The sequence below is a fragment of the Pseudomonas simiae genome (assembly GCF_900111895.1).
GTDB lineage: Bacteria > Pseudomonadota > Gammaproteobacteria > Pseudomonadales > Pseudomonadaceae > Aquipseudomonas > Aquipseudomonas simiae.
In genome coordinates this window covers 276918-296348 of sequence record NZ_FOKB01000004.1, presented here as the reverse complement: position 1 = coordinate 296348, position 19431 = coordinate 276918, and the positions used below count along the sequence as shown (strand labels likewise).

Sequence of the window (19431 nt, the reverse complement as noted above, 5' to 3'; positions counted from 1 at the left end):
CTTGGGGTCACGGTTGGCCGCAGTTCATCGGAACGTGATGAGCTGCGGCGCCTTCAACAGTTGCAAGTGGGTATGACTGTTGAAGGAAGCCAGTGCCACCTCGCGACCGCGGAATTTCAGCTGGTTGAGCGAGGTGTTAACAATTTGCCAGTTCAGTTCGAAGGCCTGGGCGGCAGGCATTCGGGTAATCAGGTGGAGCAGGGCGGTGATGGTGCCGCCGGAGGTGAACACGGCGATCTTCTGCGCGTTGTCCGCCGCCTCGAGCATCCGTTGCAGGCCTCCCTGCACACGCTCCACGAAACCCAGCCAGCTTTCCAGCCCCGGTGGGTCATAGGTGCCGGCCAGCCAGCGCTCGATGATCAGGGCGAAGATACGCTGGAACTCGCTGCGGTTCTGCGCGGCATTGCGCAGAATTTCCAGGGCTTCAGGTTCGGTGGTCAGCAGGTCGGGGAGCAGGGCGCGGATGATTGCGTCGGCGTCGAATTCGTTGAAGGCGCTGTCGATTTCCAGCGCCGGCACCGGCAGGCCCAGGGCGCTGTACTGATCGAAGGCGGCGGTGGCGGTGTGCTGCTGGCGACGCAGATCGCCGGCCACACAGCGGTCGAACACCAGGCCCATGTCGGCCAAGTGGCGGCCGAGCACTTGTGCCTGTTCCACGCCGACGGGCGACAGGACGTCATAGTCGTCTGCACCGAAGGAGGCCTGGCCATGTCGAATCAGATAGATGCTGCCCACGTCCGTTTTCCCGGTACGTTGAAAGTCTGGCGAGGTTATGAGGATGCCTGCGAGCTGTCAATGAAAAAACATACGCTTGTTTTAAAAGCTCGTTGGAGGGCGCCTGGTGGCGGTTTGAGCACTGGCTCCCGGCAAGCCCCGTCGGTATGCTTGGGCAATCCGCGCCTGGCGCACCGCACCTGTAAGGAGAACTATGGATTTTCTGGCCGAATACGCGAGCTTTCTGGCGAAGACCGTGACCCTGGTGGTCGCTATTCTGGTGGTACTGATCAGTTTCGCGGCCCTGCGCAGCAAAGGGCGTCGCAAATCCGCCGGCCAGTTGCAGGTCAGCAAGCTCAATGACTTCTACAAGGGCCTGCGCGAGCGCCTGGAATCGACCCTGCTCGACAAGGACCAGCTCAAGGCCCTGCGTAAATCCGAAGGCAAGGCCGAAAAGAAGAAGGGCAAGCAGAAAGCCGAGGCCAAGCCACGGGTGTTTGTGCTGGATTTTGATGGCGACATCAAGGCCTCCGCCACTGAAAGCCTGCGCCATGAAATCACGGCCTTGCTGAGCCTGGCCACGCCGAAGGATGAAGTGGTGCTGCGCCTGGAAAGCGGCGGTGGCATGGTCCACAGCTACGGCCTGGCCTCATCGCAGCTGGCGCGTATCCGCCAGGCAGGGGTGCCCTTGACCGTGTGCATCGACAAGGTCGCAGCCAGCGGCGGCTACATGATGGCGTGCATTGGCGAGAAAATCATCAGTGCGCCGTTTGCCATCCTCGGCTCCATTGGCGTCGTGGCGCAGTTGCCCAACGTCAACCGCCTGCTGAAGAAGCACGACATCGACTTCGAAGTGCTGACCGCCGGTGAGTACAAGCGCACCCTCACGGTGTTTGGCGAAAACACTGAAAAGGGCCGCGAGAAGTTCCAGGAAGACCTGGACATCACTCACCAACTGTTCAAGAACTTCGTCTCGCGCTACCGCCCGCAGTTGGCGATTGATGACGTGGCGACCGGAGAAGTGTGGCTGGGTGTTGCAGCGCTCGACAAGCAATTGGTCGACGAACTGCAGACCAGCGACGAATACCTGGCCACCAAGGCCAAGACCGCCGAGGTGTTCCACCTGCATTATGCCGAGCGCAAGAGCTTGCAGGAGCGAGTTGGGCTGGCGGCCAGTGGCTCAGTGGACCGGGTGTTGCTGACCTGGTGGAGCCGGTTGACCCAGCAGCGCTTCTGGTAACCCGACCTCCAGAACGTAGACGACCCCCCCCCCTGTGGGAGCGGGCTTGCCCGCGAATGCGATGTCTCAGTCAGTGCATCTGTTCCTGACACACCGCATTCGCGAGCAAGCCCGCTCCCACATTCAGTTCGGTGCCCGCAGGGGGAGTTGTTGTGGGGCTGAAGGTATCGGGTTACGCATCAACATCCCCACCACCAGCGCCCCCAGCAACCCGAATACGCCCGCCACCCACAACACCGCGCTGAACCCACCCACGAACGCCTGTCGCGCCAGCGGCTGCACCAGTGCGCGTGCCGACTCCGGCAACAAACCCATCGCTGCCGACATATCCCCGGCGACTACGCGTGAAGCAATGCCGTTAACCTGAGCCTGCCATTGTGCGCCGATGCTTGCGCTCAACAACTGCTCGCTATGACGGCTCAATAACGCCCCGTACACGCCGATCGCCAACATGATCGCGCTGAAGCGCATGGTGGTGCTCATGCCCGACGCCATACCGGCACGGTCTCGCGGCACACAGACCATGATGTTTTTCTGCGTGTCGCCATTGAGCAGACCTGCCCCGGCGCCTGTAACTGCAATCGCCAAGGCAAAAGGCAGGTAACCTCCCACGTTTACCGCCCAGGCACTCAAGAGGTTGCCACTGCCCACCAGTGTCAGGCCACCAGCCATCATCGTAGCGGGTGTCAATCGCCCCGCCAGGCGTGCGCCAATGCGTGGGCAGATCAACAGGGTCAGCGCAAACGGCAACATGCCCAGGCCCGAGTCAATCGCGGAGAACCCCAGGCCGTTCTGCAGGTAGAACGGCAACAAGGTCATCATCACTTGGGCGCAACCGGCGTAGGCAAACATCCCCAGCAAGGCTCCGATAAAGCGCGGGTGGCGGAACAGTTGCAGGTCGACCATGGGCCGCTGTTGCACACGCTCGACGAGGACAAATACACCCAGTAATGCCGCGCCGCCGATGAGCCGGGCGTAGGTCAACGGGTTGTCCCAGCCAATGCGATTGGCTTCGATCAGGCCCCACATCAGGCACAACAGGCTGGCGCTGAAGGCCAGGCTGCCCCAGGGGTCGAGCCGTGCCGACTGGGTATCGCGGGATTCCGGGATTGCACGCAGTACCAGCGCCATCAAGGCCAGGCCCACTGGCAGGTTCAGATAGAAAATCCAGCGCCAGCCCAGGTACTCGGTGATCAAGCCGCCCAGGGTCGGTGCGGCGGTCATGGCCACGCCCATGCAGGCGCCCCAGAAGGCCCAGGCTTTGGCCCGTTCCACATCGTCGTGGAAGGTGTGGCCGATGGTGGCGAGTGCCGAGGTCAACAGCAGGGCTGCGCCGACGCCTTTGATCGCGCGAGCGATGTCCAGAAACAACGCGTTGGGCGCGGCACCGCAGCCGAGGGACGCCAGGATAAAGATGCTCAGCCCCCAGACCAGGGTTTTCTTGCGGCCGAAGCGATCGGCGATGCTGCCGGCGGGTAACAACAGTGCGGCAAAGGCCAGCATGTAGGCGCTGACGACCCATTCGATGTCGGCAAAATTTGCTCCCAGATCACGGGCGATGCTGGGCAGTGTGACGGCGACGATGTTCGTGTCGAGCACGATCAGCGAACAGACGCCGGACGCCGTCAATAAGGTGAGGCGCGGACTGACTCGGCTCATGATTGAATTACCTTGCAGGCAATGCGGAAAAGACAGTTGACGGACATTGCAAAGGCTCTCTAGTGTTCACGTGCCGTTAGCTTAATCTCGGCCGGCGACGTCTTTGTTAGCCGCCGTGAAGCACTTCATTACCTTTGAGCTAATCCTGTTATGGACATCCGTCATTTTCGCTACTTCCTGGCTGTAGCCCGCCAGCGCAACTTCACCCGGGCCGCCGAGCAGTTGGGCATTGCGCCACCGACGTTGAGCCGCCAGATCCAGGACATGGAAACGACGCTGGGTACGCGCTTGTTCGTCCGCCAGCAGCGCGAGGTCAGCTTGACCGAAGCCGGCGCCGCCTTGCTGATCGAAGCCGAAGCTACCGTGCGCCAGTTCGAGTTCGCCCAGCGCAATGCCCAGCGCGCTGGGCGTGGCGAGATCGGTCATATCCAATTGGGCTACGTGGCGTCGGCGGTGTATTCGGGGCTGTTGCAGCGGCAAATGCAGGCGTTCGTCCAGGCGTTTCCGGATGTGAGCGTGAATGTGCGCGAATGTGCGATGGCGACGTTGCCTGGCGCGGTGGCGGACGGGCGTGTCGATATTGGTTATATCCGCTCGCCCATGACCCTGCCTGAGGGTGTCGAGGCGGTGCGTCTGGACAGTGAGGGGTTTGTATTGGCGCTGCCGCAGGACTCGTGGCTGCTGGGCCTCAAGGCCATCGGTTGCGAGCACCTGCAAAACGAGACATTTATCTTGCCGGAGCAAATCAGTGGCACTTTGCAGGTGGCCGCGCAAGGCGGCTACGCGCCGCGCCTGGGGCCGCAACCCGGTGGATTGGTGGCGGTGGTGGCGCTGGTGTCACTCGGGCAGGGTGTGGCGGTGGTGCCGGCGTCAATGGTGGGGCATGTGAGTTTGCCTGGCGTGGTGTACCGCAGCATTCAGGGCAGTGACGCGTCGTCGTGGCTGTCGCTGATTCACCGGCGCTTCGAGCAAGCGCCGGCGGTGGCGCGGTATCTCCAGCAGATCAAGCAGACAGTCGCGGCTGTACCGAGTCGGCCAGGCGCGTAAGGATCAGGCAACACGACACGGCGCCGGCATCCAACACGCCAAGGGAGCGTTCGCCCAGGCGACTGGCGCGGCCGATCTTTGCCACCAGGTCCTTGGTCGAGTCGCGGCCCTGTGATGCGGCGGCTTTCATTGCGTCCAGTGCTTCGCTGAAGGAGGCCCCCGTGGCGTGTGCCTGCTCAAAGGCTTCGACCGCCGGTATCAAGGTGTCCATCAGGCACTTGTCGCCCACCCCCGCTTCGGTAATGTCCTGCAACGAGGTCAACCCGCCGCGCAGCAAATGAGCAAAAGTCGCGGCGTCGATGTCGTCGCTGTTGCGCACTTCATCGGCCATGCCGATAAACAGGCTGCCATACAGCGGGCCCATGGAACCGCCGATGCCCTCCATCAGGCTGAGGGTCAGCTCGTCGAGTGCTTCGGCCAGGGTCAGTTGGCGTCCTTCGAGGGTGCGCCCGCAATGGGCGAAGCCCTTGGCCATGTTGATGCCGTGGTCGCCATCGCCGATGGCGCCGTCGATTTCACTGAGGTATTCACGGTTGGCGACGATCACGCTGACCAGGTCGCTGACGATGGCGCCGCCGTCGCGGGTGGAAAAATACTGGCTCATGGTTCACTCCGCCTGGGTCATGCCGATGGAGCGGCAGGGTTGATCGATCAGGGTTGTAAGCTCGGCGTCGAGGCCGAGCAGGGTCAGGGTTACGCCCATCATTTCCAGGGACGTGAAGTAATTGCCCACATAGCAACGGTGAATCTTCAAACCTTTGGCCGTGAGCTGTTTTTCGACCTCGGCGTAGAAAATATACAGCTCCATGACCGGCGTGGCGCCCAGGCCCGAGACCAGCACCACCACGCTGTCGTCCTGGCTGAAGTCGCGGTCGGCAAGGATCGGCGCGAGCATGCGTTCGGCCATGGCGGCGGCCGGTTCGATCGGGATTACGTCGATGCCCGGTTCGCCATGATGGCCTATGCCGAGTTCCATCTGGCCGTCGGGAATCTGGAAGTTCGGCTTGCCCACTGCCGCAATGGTGCACGGCGTGAGGCCGATACCAATCGAGCGGCAGTGGTCGACGGTCTTCTGCGCGACCCGGATCACGCCGTCCAGGTCGTAATGCTGGGCGGCAGCGGCGCCACCGATCTTCCACATGAAGATTTCCCCGGCCACGCCACGGCGCTTGGCAATCTCGGCTTTGGGCGCGGACGCCACGTCATCGTTGGCGACCACGGTGCGGATACGCATGTCTTTGCTGGCGGCCATTTTCATTGCCAGCTTCACGTTCATGTTGTCGCCAGCGTAGTTACCGTAAAGGCAAGCCACACCTGCGCCATGGTCGGCTGCGCGAAACGCGTCGAAAAAACTCTTGGCAGTGGGCGAGGAGAAGATCTCGCCGACGGCCACCGCATCCACCAGTCCCGGGCCGACATAGCCGAGAAAGGCCGGTTCATGGCCCGACCCGCCCCCGGTGACAATGCCGACGCGGCCAGGCCCAGAAGGCTTGGCCTTGACGATGACGCGTGGGTTGGTCTCGTACTGGCGCAGTTCGGGGTGCGCGACCAGAATGCCGCGCAGCATGTCCTCGACCACCTGGTCCGGATCGTTGATGACTCGATTCATAACGCGGGTTCCTGTTCTTGTTGTTAACGGTAGGCGCAGAAGCGGTGGGTGCGCGGTCAGGGTTGCAGCACCACCTTCAGCGACTTATCGCCGCGCTCCATGACAGCGAACGCTTCCTTGAAATCCGCCAGCGCAAATGTGTGTGTCACGACGTCGCGCATGTCGATCTTGCGGTTGCCGATGAAATCGATGGCGCGCGGGTACATGTACGGTCCCAGGTGCGAGCCCAGCACGTCCAACTCCTTGCGGTCGCCAATGATCGACCAGTCCACGGTGGCCTCGTCATTGAACACGCTGAATTCGACGAAGCGGCCCAGCTTGCGCAGCATGGCCAGGCCCTGGTTCACCGCCTTGTGGTGCCCGGTGGCCTCGATGTAGATATCACACCCGTAGCCGTCGGTGATCTCGCGGATTTTCGCCAGCACGTCCTCCTCGGCCGGGTTCCAGACCTCGTCGGCGCCCATGCGCAGGGCGAGGGCGGCGCGCTCCGGCTTCATGTCCAGGACAATGAGCTTTTTCGGGTTGCGCATGCGCACCGCGCCGATGATCCCGAGGCCTAGCGTGCCAGCGCCGGCGACCACCACCACGTCGTCGAAATCCACATTGGCGCGTTCCGCGGCGTGCAGTGAGCATGCCAGTGGTTCGATCAGGATTGCTTCGTCCGGGGCGATAGAGTCCGGCACTTTGTGAATGATGCCTTCCTTGGTGAAGATCATGTACTGGGCCATGGCGCCCTGCACATTGTTCTGGAAGCCATACAGGTCGTGCTTCTGGCACATCCAGTATTGACCGTGGTTGCAGAAGCGGCAGCCCCAGCACGGCACGATTTGTTCGGAAATCACCCGGTCACCGACCTTCACCCCTCGTTTCTCTGCGCCTGGGCCCAAGGCAACCACGCGGCAGACGAATTCATGGCCGGGGATCATGGGCGGTTTCACGTAGCGGGGTTGTTCGGCGTCACCCCAGAACGACGGGGCGCCGCGATAGGTCTTGATGTCGCCCATGCAGATGCCGCACAACTCGACTTTGGTGAGGATTTCATCGGGGCCCGGCACGGGCACGTCGACGGTTTCCAGGCGGTAATCTTCCGGGCCATGGCAAACCACGGCCTGCATGGTTTTCGGGATGACCGGGGACAGGTGTTCAGGTGTGCGTTCGGTGACGGTGGACATGACAAAACCTCACGACAAGAAGATGAATTACTGAATGCTGTAGCCGCCGTCGATCACCATGTTGGCGCCGGTGATCATCTGTGCGGCATCGCTGAGCAAGTACAGCGCCAGCCCGGCGATTTCTTCCGGCTGGGCAAAGCGGCCCGCCGGGATCTGCAATTTGGCCTTTTCACCCACTTCGCCGGCCCAGGCTTTCTTGCCCAGGGCTGTCTCGACGATGGTCGGGGAGATGGCATTGACGTTGATCTGTGGGGCCCACTCCATGGCCAGTACCTTGGTCATGCCGACAATGGCGGCCTTGCTTGCGCAGTAGGCGACATGCCGGTCCAGGCCAATCACGGCGGCCTGGGAAGCGAGGTTGACAATGCGCCCGCTGCCTTGGGCGAGCATGTGCCGGGCGCAGGCCTGGGCCACGAAGAAGCTGGCCTTGAGGTTGATGTCCAGGGTGGTGTCCCAGGCGCTTTCGCTGACATCGACGGCCTTGTCCAGCAGCACCACGCCGGCGCTGTTGATCAAGTAATCCAGGCGTTGGAAGTGTGCGAAAACCGTATCGATGGTGTGTTGTATCTGGCCGATCTGACCGAGGTCGACGGCAATGCCCAGATGCCCGGCGCCCAGGCCGGCGGCTACCTCGACCACCGCGGGGTCACGGTCCAGCAGGGCCACGCGCGCGCCGCGTTCCACCAGCAGGCTGGCGCAGGCCAGGCCGATCCCGGCGGCGCCACCGGTAATCACCGCGCAACGGCCAGTCAGGTCGAAGGCTTGGTTCCAGAATCCAGACATGAATAACTCCATTTTCGAAAACGGTGGCGGTCCGATATGGGGGGCGGTGGCGCCCCCACATTTGGCACGCATTTACAGGTCAAAACCGTTATTTGCCGCCGCTGACTTGTTTGTACAGTGCATCGGCGTTGGCATTGGTGACCGGCACCCACGGCAGGATGTAGTTCTTGGCCGTGCCGTCACCCCATTTCACCTCCTTGGCATAGCGCTCCCAGATCACCGACTGCGGCTTGTAGTCCTTGCCGGCCAGTGCGCGCAGCGCCACGTCCAGCGCGCCCTGGGACTGTGCCTGGGCGTCTTGCAGGAAGGTGGTGACTTCGTCTTTTTTCGCCGCCTGGATCGCGTCGGGCATCCCATCGATCGAGGTGACGGGCACATCCTTGGAGGTCAGCCCGTGGGACTTCAGGGCCTGTACGGCGCCGAGGGCCATGTCATCGTTCTGCGCGATCACGCCGTTGATCCCTTTGGGGTGGGCGTTCAGCCAGTCTTCGGTCAGTGCCAGGGCCTGGGCGCGGTCCCAGTTGGCGGTCTTTTTCTCGATGATCTTGATGTCTGGGTGTTTGCCCAGCACTTCCAGTTCGCCTTTTTCCCGGTCGATCTGCGCCGACTGGCCAATCGGCCCCTGGATGATCACCACGTTGCCTTTGCCATTGAGCTTGTCGACCATGGCCTGGGCCTGCAGGCGGCCGCCCTCGACATCATCGTTACCCACATACGGCACGGAGGCATCGGCTACTTTCGTATTGGAGGCGATGACCACCACGTCGTTGCTCATGGCCGCCTTGACGGTGCCGACGCCGGCCTTGGTGTCGATCGGTACGAACAGGATGGCGTCGTAGCGTTGGGTCACCATGTTTTCGATCTGGTTGTTCTGGGTGAGGGCGTCGTAGTTGCCGTCGAACACGGTCAACTGCACGGTGCCGTCCTTGACCGCCGGGTGTTCCTTGAGCTCGCGGACCCAGTTCTGCATGAACTGGCCCTTGAGGCCGTAGACGGCTGCGCCGACCTTGTAGGTCTTGCCATCGGCGGCCATGGCGATACTGCAGGCGAGCAGGGAGAGGGCCGCTGTGGCGGCCAGGGTGGTACCAAGTTTCATGAGTAGAACTCCGGTTATTGTTGTAGGTCGTTCTCTAGCGTTTTTTCTTGCGCCACACGTCGATCAGTACTGCGAACACGATGATCAGGCCCTTGGCGACCTGTTGGTAATAAGAGGACACGCCGAGCAGGTTCAGCCCGTTGTTGATCACCCCGATCAACAGTGCGCCGAACAGCGTGCCGACAATGCTGCCGGTGCCGCCCGACAAGCTGGTGCCGCCGATCACCACGGCGGCAATCGCGTCCAGCTCATAGGAAACCCCGGCCTGGGGCAGGGCAGAGGTGGTACGGGCCGATAGCACCACGCCAGCCAGTCCGGCGAGCAGGCCCGAGACCACGTACACCGAAAACATCACCTTGCGCACGCCGATGCCTGAGGTGCGTGCGCTCTTTTCATTGCCGCCCACCGCGTACACATAGCGGCCGTAAGTCGTGTAACGCAGCACCATCCAGAAGATCAGTGCGACCACGGCAAAGATGATGATCGGCACGCCGATCGGGCCGATCTTGCCGATGCCCAGCGCCAGGTAGGCGTCGGGCAGGTCGGTGATCGGGCTGCCATCGTTGAGGATGAAGGTCATGCCGCGCGCAATGCTGAGCATGCCCAGGGTGGCCACGAACGGCGGGATCGATAGGTTCGCGACCATGAAGCCGTTCACCACGCCGAGCATCGCGCCTGCAAACATCCCGGCACTGACCGCTGCCAGCAGGCCATAACCCTGGGTCGCGACCATGGCGCTGCACAACCCGGCAAAGGCCAGGATCGAACCCACCGACAGGTCGATGCCCTTGGTCAGGATCACATAGGTCATGCCTACCGCGAGGATGCCGTTGATGGAGGTCTGGCGCAGGATGTCCATCCAGTTGCGCCAGGTCATGAAGTACTCGCTGGAGAACGCCATCACCACGCACAGCAGGATAAACACCAGCGGCAGGCCGAAACGGTCGAGGGACAGACGCAGGCGATTGCGCGGCGCGGCAGTAACGGGGGCTGTGATGGTTTTGGCATTCATGAGGCAAGTCTCAACAAGGCTTCCTGGGAAAGGGCGGTGTCGGTGCTGATGGTCACCAGCCGGCCGCCCTTGAATACGGCGATGCGATCGCTCAGGTGCAGCAGCTCCGGGGCTTCCGAAGACACCACAATGGCGGCGCCACCGCCGCGTACGAATTGGTCGAGCAGGTGGTAGATCTCCTGCTTGGCGCCTTCATCGATGCCGCGGGTCGGTTCGTCGCACAGCAGGCAGACCGGCTCGGTGGACAGGCATTTGGCGAGTACCACTTTCTGCTGGTTGCCGCCGCTCATGGACGCCACCGGTAATTCCAGGGACGTGGTCTTGATCTGCAGGCGCTTGACCATGTCCTCGGCCAGCTGGGTTTCCTTGCGCGCATTGATCAGCGACCAACTCGACAGGCGCTTGTAGGCCGACAGGGCAATGTTGGAAAGAATGCTGCCGGTGAGCACCAGGCCGCTGTCCTTGCGGTCTTCGGTGACCAGAGACATGCCGGCATTGATGGTCGCCTTAGGCAGTCCGATCGGCATGGGTTTGCCTTGCAAGGTGACGCTGCCGGAGTCCGCGACCGTGAGGCCGTAGATGCAGTTGAGAAACTCGCTGCGCCCCGAGCCCATCAAGCCATAGATGCCGAGGATTTCGCCTTGGCGCAGTTGCAGGCTGATGTCGTGGAACTCCCCGGCGCGGCTCAGGTTGTCGACTTGCAGGCAGGTGTTGGCAGCGCATTCGCGGCCGACCTTGTGGTCGATGCGGGTCAGTTCCTGGCCGACGATGCCGCGTACCAGATGGTCGCGATCAATGTCCGCCATGCGCCCGCTTTCAACAAAGGCGCCGTCGCGGAAGATGCTGTAGTCGTCGGCGATCTGCGCCAGTTCGCTCAGGCGGTGCGACACATAGACGATGCCGGCGCCCTGGGCAGTCAGGCGGCGGATGGCCTTGAACAGGGTTTGCGCCTCGTGTTCGCCGATGGCCGAAGTGGGTTCGTCCATGATCATCACCTGGCAGTCATGGCTGAAGGCCTTGGCGATTTCCACCAGTTGGATCTGCGCGACGCTCAAGCGGTGCATCGGGCTGGTGGCATCGACGTCGAACTCAAGGCTGTCGAGCAATTCGCGGGTGCGGCGGTTAAGGGCCTTATTGTCGACGATGCAACCGGCGCGGCGTGGTTCGCGCCCCAGCCAGATGTTCTCGGCGACTGTCATGTAGGGGATAGGTTCCAGTTCCTGGGTGATCATCGCGATCCCCGCTGCCAGCGCTTCACTCGGGCGGTTGAACTGCACCGGCGCGCCGTTGAGCAGAATGCTGCCGGCGTCACGCTGGGTGATGCCCATCAGGATGCTCAGAAATGTCGATTTGCCCGCGCCATTGCCGCCGCACAGGGCGTGGACGCTGCCGGCCCGCAGAGAGAGGCGCCCGTCACGCAAGGCAGGGACCCCGGCGTAAGCCTTGGCGACGTGTTCAGCCTGGAGCAGTAATGGCCTGGCCATTGGCGTGTCCTCGTGCTGTGAATTCTTATTAGGTCGCACAGTCATGTTTCGCTGTGAGCATATGTGTATCAAATGAAATTCTGATCAGTCAATCTCTTTCATGTAAAAGCCATAATTCTGATCTTGTGCGTGAATAACGCCTATTTAGGCGCCATTGACTGGCGAGTCAGTTAAATCATGCTTGACAGTGAGGGGTGGTTGATCGCGAAATGTGTGAGCATAATTTCACTGACTGATCATATGATCGGTCATAAACACGATCACAGCAGTGGAGCCAGACGCCATGAACACACCTTTCCCGGTGGCTATCGGATGCGATGAAGCGGGTTTTGAGCTTAAAGAGCTGTTGAAGCGCCATATCGAGGCGCTGGGTTACCCGGTGACCGACTTCGGCACCCATTCCACCGCGCCCGTGCTTTACCCGGACATCGCCCTGGCCGTGGCCAACGCGATCAATGCCGGGCAGCAGCGGCTGGGTGTGTTGGTGTGTGGCACCGGGATTGGCATGGCCATTTCCGCCAACAAGGTGTTGGGCATTCGCGCGGCCCAGGCCCACGACACCTATTCGGCGGAGCGGGCGCGCAAGAGCAACGATGCGCAAATCCTGTCCATCGGTGCGCGGGTGATCGGTGCGGAGCTGGCCAAAAGCATCGTCAAATCGTTTCTGGAGTCGGAGTTTGAGTCGGCGCGTTCCGGCGCCAAGGTCGAGCGTATCAATGCGATCGAGCGCGATGGGCATCAGTAGTGGACTAAACGGGGCAAGAGTCGGGAGAATGCGCCTTTGACGCCGAAACGGAAGCCCGTCCCCATGAGTGACAGTACCCAGCGCATTGCCAGCGATATCGATCAGATGACCGAAGTGGCGATGCTCTATTACCTCGAGAACGTCACTCAGGAAGCCATCGCCAAGCGCTTCGATCTGTCGCGGGCAAAGGTCAGCCGCCTGCTTAAGCGTGCGCGCGATGAAGGGATTGTCGAGGTGCGCGTGCTGCAGCATCCGGCGATGAACAATGAGCTGGAGCGCGCGTTGGTGGAGCGCTTCAAGCTGGATCGCGCATTGATCGCCGTCGACCACAGTGAGCCTGACACCCAGCGCTCGGCCGTCGCCAGCCTGGTGGCCAACTACCTGAACAAGACGTTGAGCGATGGCATGATTGTCGCGGTGGGCATGGGGCGCAACGTCGGGGCCGTGGCCGACAACGTGTTCTTGCCGGTGACACGCAATTGCACATTTGTCTGCGCCATCGGTGGTTCGCTCAAGGCCGGCGAATACATGAACCCCGACCATATCTGTCGGCGCCTGGCGCTGCGCTTCGGGGGGGAGAGTGAAAGCTTGTATGCTCCGGCCCTGGTGGCGAACCCGGAATTGCGCGGGGTGCTGATCAATAACGACACCGTGCGCTCCACGCTGGATCGGGCGCGGCGTGCGGATATTGCGTTGATCGGTATTGGCGACATGAGCGAAAACAGCAATATGGTGCGCATGGGGTGGTTTTCACCGCAGGAAATCGCCCAGGCGCGTTTGTCCGGCACTGTCGGCGACATGATGGGGTATGACTTTATCGACATTCACGGCCAGCCTGCGGTCAACGCCATACAGGGCAGGGTGATTGGGTTGACGGTGCCGGAGTTGTTTCGCATCCCGGATGTGGTGGCGATTGCCAGCGAGAACACCAAGGCGGCGGCGACCCTGGGGGCGTTGCGGTCGGGGGTGATCAATACGCTGGCCACGACGGTGACCAATGCGCACACCATTCTGGCGTTGGACGACGCTACCCGAAAATCCTGACGCCTGCAGGGGGGTACAGATTTAGTAATAGTTTCGCGCTGTAGGAAATTTGTGTTTCAGATGTAGGATTCAAGTCCTTTTGCTATGTCAGGACTTGCATGAACACCCTCTCGGAGCCCCCCAGTCGTCTTTCCCCAAGACTTACGCTGCCGCTGTTCCCTCTGAAGCACCCCGTATTCCGACTGCTAACCTTGTACCGGTCCACTGACCGCGCCTTGCCGTGCCCGGCATTCTGAAAATCGATGACTGAAGAGACTCAATAAATGGAATGGTTAGCGGATCCAACGGCCTGGCTCGGCCTGTTGACCTTGATTGTGCTGGAACTGGTGCTGGGCATCGACAACCTGGTGTTTATCGCGATCCTGGCGGACAAGTTGCCACCGGAGCAGCGTGACCGCGCGCGGTTGATCGGCTTGTCCCTGGCGCTGCTGATGCGTCTGGGCCTGTTGGCGAGTATTTCCTGGCTAGTGACCTTGACCCAGCCGTTGTTCGAGGTGTTCGACAAGAGCTTCTCGGGCCGTGACCTGATCATGCTGTTTGGTGGTGTGTTCCTGCTGTTCAAGGCCACCATGGAATTGCACGAGCGCCTGGAAGGCCATGTGGCCCAGCGTACCGGCAATGTCGCCTACGCGATGTTCTGGCCGATCGTGGCGCAGATCGTGGTGCTGGATGCGGTGTTCTCCCTGGATGCGGTGATTACCGCCGTGGGCATGGTGGATGAATTGGCGGTGATGATGATCGCGGTGATCGTGTCCATCGGCCTCATGATCGTGGCAAGCAAGCCGCTGACCCGCTTCGTCAATGCGCACCCGACAGTGATCATGCTGTGCCTGGGCTTCCTGATGATGATCGGTTTCGCCCTGACCGCCGAAGGCCTGGGTTTCCATATTCCAAAGGGCTACCTGTACGCGGCGATTGGTTTCTCGATCCTGATCGAAGTGTTCAACCAGATCGCCCGTTCACGTCGCAAGAAATCGGCCCAAGGCGTGTTGCCGGTGCGTGAGCGCACGGCCCATGCCGTGATGCGCTTGTTGGGTGGTCGCAGCCTGGCCGTGGAAGAAGTGGGTGAAGAGGTCGCTGACCTGTTGGGCGAGCCGGATGCCGCGCAAGGTCCGCTATTTGACCGACGTGAGCGCGTGATGATCAGCGGTGTGCTGCAGCTGGCCGAACGCCCGATCCGCACGTTGATGACCCCGCGGGCCAAGGTCGACTGCATCGATCTGGCGGACGATCCTGACAGTATTCGCTTGAAGCTGATGCATTCGTCCTACTCACGGCTGCCATTGATCCGCAACGGCGCCGTCGATGAGCCGCTGGGCTTCGTGCACAAGAAGGAATTGCTCAAGGAATACCTGGCCGGCAACGAGCCGAACCTGGAGCACCTGGCACGCCGGGCGATCAATTTGCTGGAGAGCTTTTCGATCCTCAATGCCCTGGAGCAAATGCGCCAGGAGTCGACCCATATCGCGTTCGTGATCAACGAGTTCGGTGATTTCATGGGGGTGTTGAGCATGACCGATATCCTGGAGTCCATCGCGGGTGAGTTGCCGGACGCCAGCGAAATCGAGGGCCCGGATATCGTCGAAGAGGGCGATGGCTTCCGCGCCAATGGCGCCTTGAACCTTAACCTGGTTCGCCAGCGCACCGGCTTCAGGGCGACTGCGACCGAGAACTACCAGACATTGGCCGGCCTGGTCATGAGCCTGCTCGACCGCCTTCCGGTAGTGGGCGATAGCCTGGAACATGAGGGCTGGCGCCTGACGGTCGCGGCGGTGGAGGAGCGGCGGGTGACGCAAGTTTGCCTGACGCCTTTGCCTAAGGCGTAACGGCGGGTAGTTGGGTGTACTGCTTGAAGGCACTTTTCAGCGCTTGCTCGCCAAGGCCGGGAAGGGCTTCGAGCAGTCTCTGGTTGTGGTAGACCAGCAGCATCGGGATGCGGTCGACACTTGGGTGTCGTGGGGTGTCGAGGCAATCAAGGATCAAGATTTTGACGTGGTCCTTGTAGTGTTCGCTGATGCGCATGAAGCGTGGCAGTGCGTCACTGCACGCCGTGCAGTCATGTGACATAAACACCACAAAAACGGGCTGCGCCGTCTCCAGTTCGCGCTCAAACGCAGCCTTGTCCGCAATCACGGCATTCACATAGTTCATCGACATTCCCCTCCAGGCTTGGCTCACGCTAAGGCGGGAAGGTGTTCGGGTCTACTGTCAACCTTCACAGGTCGCCGTTACGCTCCACCCGTTCACGCGCCTTGCGTGCCTGGCTCGCACATTTCTTGTATTCCAGATTGTCTCGTGAGGCCTTTGCCTGGCGGTAGCCATGGTGGTTCTGACTGGTGTAGTTGGTGCTCAAGGCGTCATTGAGCTTGCGTAGTTCCGCTTTGCATTCGCGACGGTCGTTGTTGGCCGAGGCACTGCCGGCCGTCAGGAAAGCGAGCAAAACCAGAGTGAGACGGAGCTTCATCAGGGCGGGGTCCTTGTCGGCAGAGATGCGCCAAGGCTAGTCCAGTGTGGGGATTTTTCCAGGCTGCATGCGCACTGCAACGGTGCGCGGCAAAGTCGTTGTGGCGCACTCGATTGAGGCCTGTCACCGGCATTTGGGGCCTTGGGTAGCAACGTGATTCCAGATGCTGGCGTAACGCCTTGCTGCTCATGAATAGTCATCTGACTGATTTATAACAAATTTATATGCATCATATTTTTCTGTTACCGCGTGTGGCACACTTTCTGCTGTCTATTCCGTTGTTACATACTAAGTTCCGGTATAGCGGAATACACAACTCCTGGAGTGCTTGTCATGCATCACCGACCTTCCGTGTTTAAAGCGTGTGTTTTTCTCTTCGCCGCATCGGCTTCCCTCGCCAGCATCGTGCAGGCGGCGGACAGCAAGCTCGATGATGTGCTCAAGCGTGGGCACTTGATCGTGGGTACAGGCAGTACCAATGCGCCGTGGCACTTCCAGGGAGCGGATGGCAAGTTGCAGGGGTTTGATATCGACATCGGCCGTATCGTGGCCAAGGGCTTGTTCAACGATCCGAGCAAGGTCGAGTTCGTGGTGCAGTCGTCTGACGCCCGGATTCCCAACCTGCTGACCGACAAGGTCGACATGAGTTGCCAGTTCATTACCGTTACCGCCAGCCGTGCCCAGCAGGTCGCCTTCACCCTGCCGTACTACCGCGAAGGCGTGGGCCTGCTGCTGCCGAACAACAGCAAGTACAAAGAGATTGAAGACCTGCAGGCCGCCGGCGACGGCGTCACCGTGGCTGTGCTGCAAAACGTCTACGCCGAAGAGTTGGTGCACCAGGCGCTGCCCAAGGCCAAGGTCGACCAGTACGACAGCGTCGACCTGATGTACCAGGCTGTGAACTCCGGTCGCGCCGATGCCGCCGCTACCGACCAGTCCTCGGTCAAGTACCTGATGGTGCAGAACCCAGGCCGCTATCGCAGCCCGGCCTACGCCTGGAGCCCGCAGACCTATGCGTGCGCCGTCAAGCGTGGCGACCAGGACTGGCTGAACTTCGTCAACACCGCGCTGCATGAAGCCATGACCGGTGTGGAGTTCCCGACCTACAAGGCCTCGTTCAAGCAATGGTTCGGTGTAGACCTGCCGGAACCCGCGATCGGCTTCCCGGTTGAGTTCAAGTAAATCGAAAACCTGGGGCGCCGCTGACGGCGCCTCAATCAGGTACTGCTGACCATGAACTATCAGTTGAACTTTGCCGCCGTATGGCGCGACTTCCCCAGCTTGCTGGCGGGGCTCGGCCTGGGCCTTGAGCTGGCGCTGCTGTCGATTGCCATCGGCTGTGTGATCGGCCTGATGATGGCGTTTGCCATGCTGTCCAAGCACCGTGCGTTGCGCGTCTTCGCCTCGGTGTATGTGACGGTGGTGCGCAATACGCCGATTCTCGTGCTGATCCTGTTGATCTACTTTGCGTTGCCCAGCCTCGGGATTCGTCTGGATAAGATCCCTTCGTTCATCATCACCCTATCGTTGTACGCCGGTGCCTACCTGACCGAAGTCTTCCGCGCCGGGCTGTTGAACATTCCCAAAGGGTTGCGGGAAGCCGGGCTGGCCATCGGTCTAGGGGAGTGGCGTATCCGCGCCTACATCACCGTGCCGGTGATGCTGCGCAACGTGCTGCCTGCGCTGTCGAACAACTTCATTTCGCTGTTCAAAGACACTTCGCTCGCCGCCGCCATCGCCGTGCCGGAGCTGACCTACTACGCCCGCAAGATCAACGTCGAAAGCTACCGGGTGATTGAAACCTGGCTGGTCACGACCGCGCTCTACGTGGCTGCCTGTTACCTCATTGCCATGCTGCTCCGTTACCTGGAACAGCGTCTGGCGATCCGTCGTTAAGCGAGGTTTCCATGTACGAATCCCCCAGCTGGCTACATGAGTTGTGGATCGCCCGGGAGACCCTCTGGGCGGGCTTTCAAGCCAGCGTTTATGTGTCCGCGTTGGCGATTATCTTTGGCACCCTGATCGGCATCGTCGCCGGGTTGATCCTGACCTACGGCAAGTTCTGGATGCGTGCGCCGTTTCGGCTGTATGTCGACTTGATCCGTGGTACGCCGGTGTTTGTACTGGTGCTGGCGTGTTTCTACATGCTGCCGGCGCTCGGTTGGCAGATCACCGCGTTCCAGGCCGGTGCAGTCGGGTTGACGTTGTTCTGCGGCTCCCACGTCTCGGAGATCGTGCGCGGTGCGCTGCAAGCCATTCCCCGTGGGCAACTGGAAGCGGGCAAGGCGATCGGCCTGACGTTTTACCAGTCCCTGGGCTACGTGTTGCTGCCCCAGGCGCTGCGCCAGATCTTGCCGACCTGGGTCAACTCTTCCACGGAAATCGTCAAGGCTTCGACCCTGCTGTCGGTGATCGGCGTGGCCGAGTTGCTGCTCAGTACCCAGCAAGTGATCGCGCGCACCTTCATGACCCTGGAGTTCTACCTGTTCGCAGGCTTTATGTTCTTTGTCATCAACTACGCCATCGAGTTATTCGGGCGCTACATTGAAAAGCGGGTGGCCTTGCCATGAACCAACCTCACACCAACCAACCGCTGCTGAACATCCGTGGCCTGCGTAAGCAATATGGCCAGGTGGAAGTGCTCAAGGGCGTCGACCTGTCCATGCAGCGCGGCAACGTGGTGACCTTGATCGGCTCCAGCGGCTCGGGCAAGACCACGCTGTTGCGTTGCGTCAACCTGCTGGAAGAGTTCCAGGGCGGGCAGATCACGCTGGATGGCGAGTCCATCGGCTACAGCGAAATCGCCGGCAAGCGCGTGCGCCACCCTGAGCGGGTGATTGCCCAGCACCGTGCGATGACTGGCATGGCGTTCCAGCAATTCAACCTGTTTCCGCATCTGACTGCGCTGCAGAACGTCACCCTGGGCTTACTGAAAGTTAAGAAAATGCCTAAGGACGAGGCGGTGGCTTTGGCAGAAAAATGGCTGGACCGCGTAGGACTTCTAGAGCGTCGTAACCACTTCCCGGGTCAATTGTCCGGCGGCCAGCAGCAGCGTGTAGCGATTGCCCGCGCCATTGCCATGAACCCCAGCCTGATGCTGTTCGACGAAGTCACCTCGGCCCTCGACCCGGAACTGGTGGGCGAAGTACTCAGTGTGATCAAAGGCCTGGCGGAAGAGGGCATGACCATGTTGCTGGTCACCCACGAAATGCGCTTTGCCTATGAAGTCTCGGACAAGATCGTTTTTATGAACCAGGGCCGCATTGAAGAGCAGGGCACCTCGAAGGACATCTTCGAACGCCCGCAATCGCCGCGTCTGGCGGAATTTCTCAAGAACATTCGTTTTTAATCAGGAGCATATA

Annotated in this window: 20 protein-coding genes; 9 read left to right on the top strand and 11 right to left on the bottom strand. The window is 60.9% G+C overall.

Annotated features, from left to right (window positions below; all coding sequences use genetic code 11):
• Window positions 1–24: 24 nt before the first annotated feature.
• Window positions 25–735 carry a histidine phosphatase family protein gene (locus tag BMZ57_RS14895; RefSeq protein WP_010210989.1) on the bottom strand — a complete coding sequence of 237 codons (711 nt, stop codon included), beginning with the start codon at window positions 733–735 and terminating at the stop codon, window positions 25–27.
• Window positions 736–928: 193 nt separating this feature from the next.
• Here BMZ57_RS14895 and sohB point away from each other — a divergent pair, with 193 nt between their 5' ends.
• Window positions 929–1954: a protease SohB gene (gene sohB, locus BMZ57_RS14890; RefSeq protein WP_010210988.1), complete on the top strand. Its 1026-nt coding sequence runs from the start codon at window positions 929–931 to the stop codon at window positions 1952–1954.
• Between the two features lie 123 nt (window positions 1955–2077).
• Here sohB and BMZ57_RS14885 read toward each other — a convergent pair whose 3' ends face one another.
• Window positions 2078–3613: an MFS transporter gene (locus BMZ57_RS14885; protein WP_044287037.1), complete on the bottom strand. Its 1536-nt coding sequence runs from the start codon at window positions 3611–3613 to the stop codon at window positions 2078–2080.
• A gap of 150 nt (window positions 3614–3763) precedes the next feature.
• Between BMZ57_RS14885 and BMZ57_RS14880 the strand changes: the two genes are divergently transcribed.
• Entirely contained in the window at window positions 3764–4660 is an 897-nt protein-coding gene (locus BMZ57_RS14880) for a LysR family transcriptional regulator (RefSeq protein WP_044287038.1), read from the top strand.
• Here BMZ57_RS14880 and dhaL read toward each other — a convergent pair.
• The 7 genes from dhaL to BMZ57_RS14845 all read right to left on the bottom strand — a co-directional run bounded on the left by dhaL (window position 4617) and on the right by BMZ57_RS14845 (window position 11816).
• Window positions 4617–5264: a dihydroxyacetone kinase subunit DhaL gene (gene dhaL / locus BMZ57_RS14875; RefSeq protein ID WP_010210985.1), complete on the bottom strand. Its 648-nt coding sequence runs from the start codon at window positions 5262–5264 to the stop codon at window positions 4617–4619. The two genes, BMZ57_RS14880 and dhaL, sit on opposite strands and share 44 nt — an antisense overlap.
• Window positions 5265–5267: 3 nt before the next feature.
• Complete coding sequence (locus tag BMZ57_RS14870) at window positions 5268–6269, bottom strand: dihydroxyacetone kinase subunit DhaK (RefSeq protein WP_069672663.1); 1002 nt, start codon at window positions 6267–6269, stop codon at window positions 5268–5270.
• A 56-nt stretch (window positions 6270–6325) separates the two neighbouring features.
• On the bottom strand, window positions 6326–7441 hold the full coding sequence (locus tag BMZ57_RS14865) for an MDR/zinc-dependent alcohol dehydrogenase-like family protein (RefSeq protein ID WP_042571596.1): 1116 nt from the start codon (window positions 7439–7441) through the stop codon (window positions 6326–6328).
• Window positions 7442–7468: 27 nt separating this feature from the next.
• Window positions 7469–8224 (bottom strand): SDR family oxidoreductase, encoded by a 756-nt coding sequence (locus BMZ57_RS14860; RefSeq protein ID WP_069672662.1) that lies wholly within the window; start codon window positions 8222–8224, stop codon window positions 7469–7471.
• 88 nt (window positions 8225–8312) lie between these two features.
• Window positions 8313–9320: a substrate-binding domain-containing protein gene (locus BMZ57_RS14855; protein WP_010210978.1), complete on the bottom strand. Its 1008-nt coding sequence runs from the start codon at window positions 9318–9320 to the stop codon at window positions 8313–8315.
• Window positions 9321–9354: 34 nt separating this feature from the next.
• Window positions 9355–10332: an ABC transporter permease gene (locus BMZ57_RS14850; protein ID WP_010210977.1), complete on the bottom strand. Its 978-nt coding sequence runs from the start codon at window positions 10330–10332 to the stop codon at window positions 9355–9357.
• Complete coding sequence (locus BMZ57_RS14845) at window positions 10329–11816, bottom strand: sugar ABC transporter ATP-binding protein (RefSeq protein ID WP_010210976.1); 1488 nt, start codon at window positions 11814–11816, stop codon at window positions 10329–10331. The genes BMZ57_RS14850 and BMZ57_RS14845 overlap by 4 nt, the downstream gene beginning before the upstream one ends.
• Before the next feature lie 283 nt (window positions 11817–12099).
• Between BMZ57_RS14845 and rpiB the strand changes: the two genes are divergently transcribed.
• From rpiB to BMZ57_RS14830, 3 genes are all read left to right on the top strand, one after another.
• Window positions 12100–12561, top strand: coding sequence for a ribose 5-phosphate isomerase B (gene rpiB / locus BMZ57_RS14840; protein ID WP_010210973.1), 462 nt, complete (start codon window positions 12100–12102; stop codon window positions 12559–12561).
• Between the two features lie 63 nt (window positions 12562–12624).
• Window positions 12625–13605 (top strand): sugar-binding transcriptional regulator, encoded by a 981-nt coding sequence (locus BMZ57_RS14835; RefSeq protein ID WP_010210972.1) that lies wholly within the window; start codon window positions 12625–12627, stop codon window positions 13603–13605.
• A 263-nt stretch (window positions 13606–13868) separates the two neighbouring features.
• On the top strand, window positions 13869–15431 hold the full coding sequence (locus tag BMZ57_RS14830; RefSeq protein WP_045792241.1) for a TerC family protein: 1563 nt from the start codon (window positions 13869–13871) through the stop codon (window positions 15429–15431).
• Here the strand turns inward: BMZ57_RS14830 and BMZ57_RS14825 are convergent.
• Both BMZ57_RS14825 and BMZ57_RS14820 read right to left on the bottom strand, forming a co-directional pair.
• Window positions 15421–15762: a thioredoxin family protein gene (locus BMZ57_RS14825; RefSeq protein WP_021491704.1), complete on the bottom strand. Its 342-nt coding sequence runs from the start codon at window positions 15760–15762 to the stop codon at window positions 15421–15423. The genes BMZ57_RS14830 and BMZ57_RS14825 overlap by 11 nt on opposite strands.
• A gap of 58 nt (window positions 15763–15820) precedes the next feature.
• Entirely contained in the window at window positions 15821–16069 is a 249-nt protein-coding gene (locus BMZ57_RS14820) for a hypothetical protein (protein WP_010210966.1), read from the bottom strand.
• Between the two features lie 333 nt (window positions 16070–16402).
• Between BMZ57_RS14820 and BMZ57_RS14815 the strand changes: the two genes are divergently transcribed.
• From BMZ57_RS14815 to BMZ57_RS14800, 4 genes are read left to right on the top strand one after another with little or no spacing between them, the layout of a single operon-like run.
• Window positions 16403–17251 carry a transporter substrate-binding protein gene (locus BMZ57_RS14815; RefSeq protein WP_010210965.1) on the top strand — a complete coding sequence of 283 codons (849 nt, stop codon included), beginning with the start codon at window positions 16403–16405 and terminating at the stop codon, window positions 17249–17251.
• A gap of 51 nt (window positions 17252–17302) precedes the next feature.
• Window positions 17303–17965, top strand: a complete 663-nt coding sequence (locus BMZ57_RS14810) for an amino acid ABC transporter permease (RefSeq protein WP_010210962.1) — start codon at window positions 17303–17305, stop codon at window positions 17963–17965.
• 11 nt (window positions 17966–17976) lie between these two features.
• Entirely contained in the window at window positions 17977–18639 is a 663-nt protein-coding gene (locus tag BMZ57_RS14805; RefSeq protein WP_010210961.1) for an amino acid ABC transporter permease, read from the top strand.
• Window positions 18636–19418 (top strand): amino acid ABC transporter ATP-binding protein, encoded by a 783-nt coding sequence (locus tag BMZ57_RS14800; RefSeq protein ID WP_010210959.1) that lies wholly within the window; start codon window positions 18636–18638, stop codon window positions 19416–19418. Before BMZ57_RS14805 ends, BMZ57_RS14800 begins: the two co-directional genes overlap by 4 nt.
• Window positions 19419–19431: the final 13 nt, after the last annotated feature.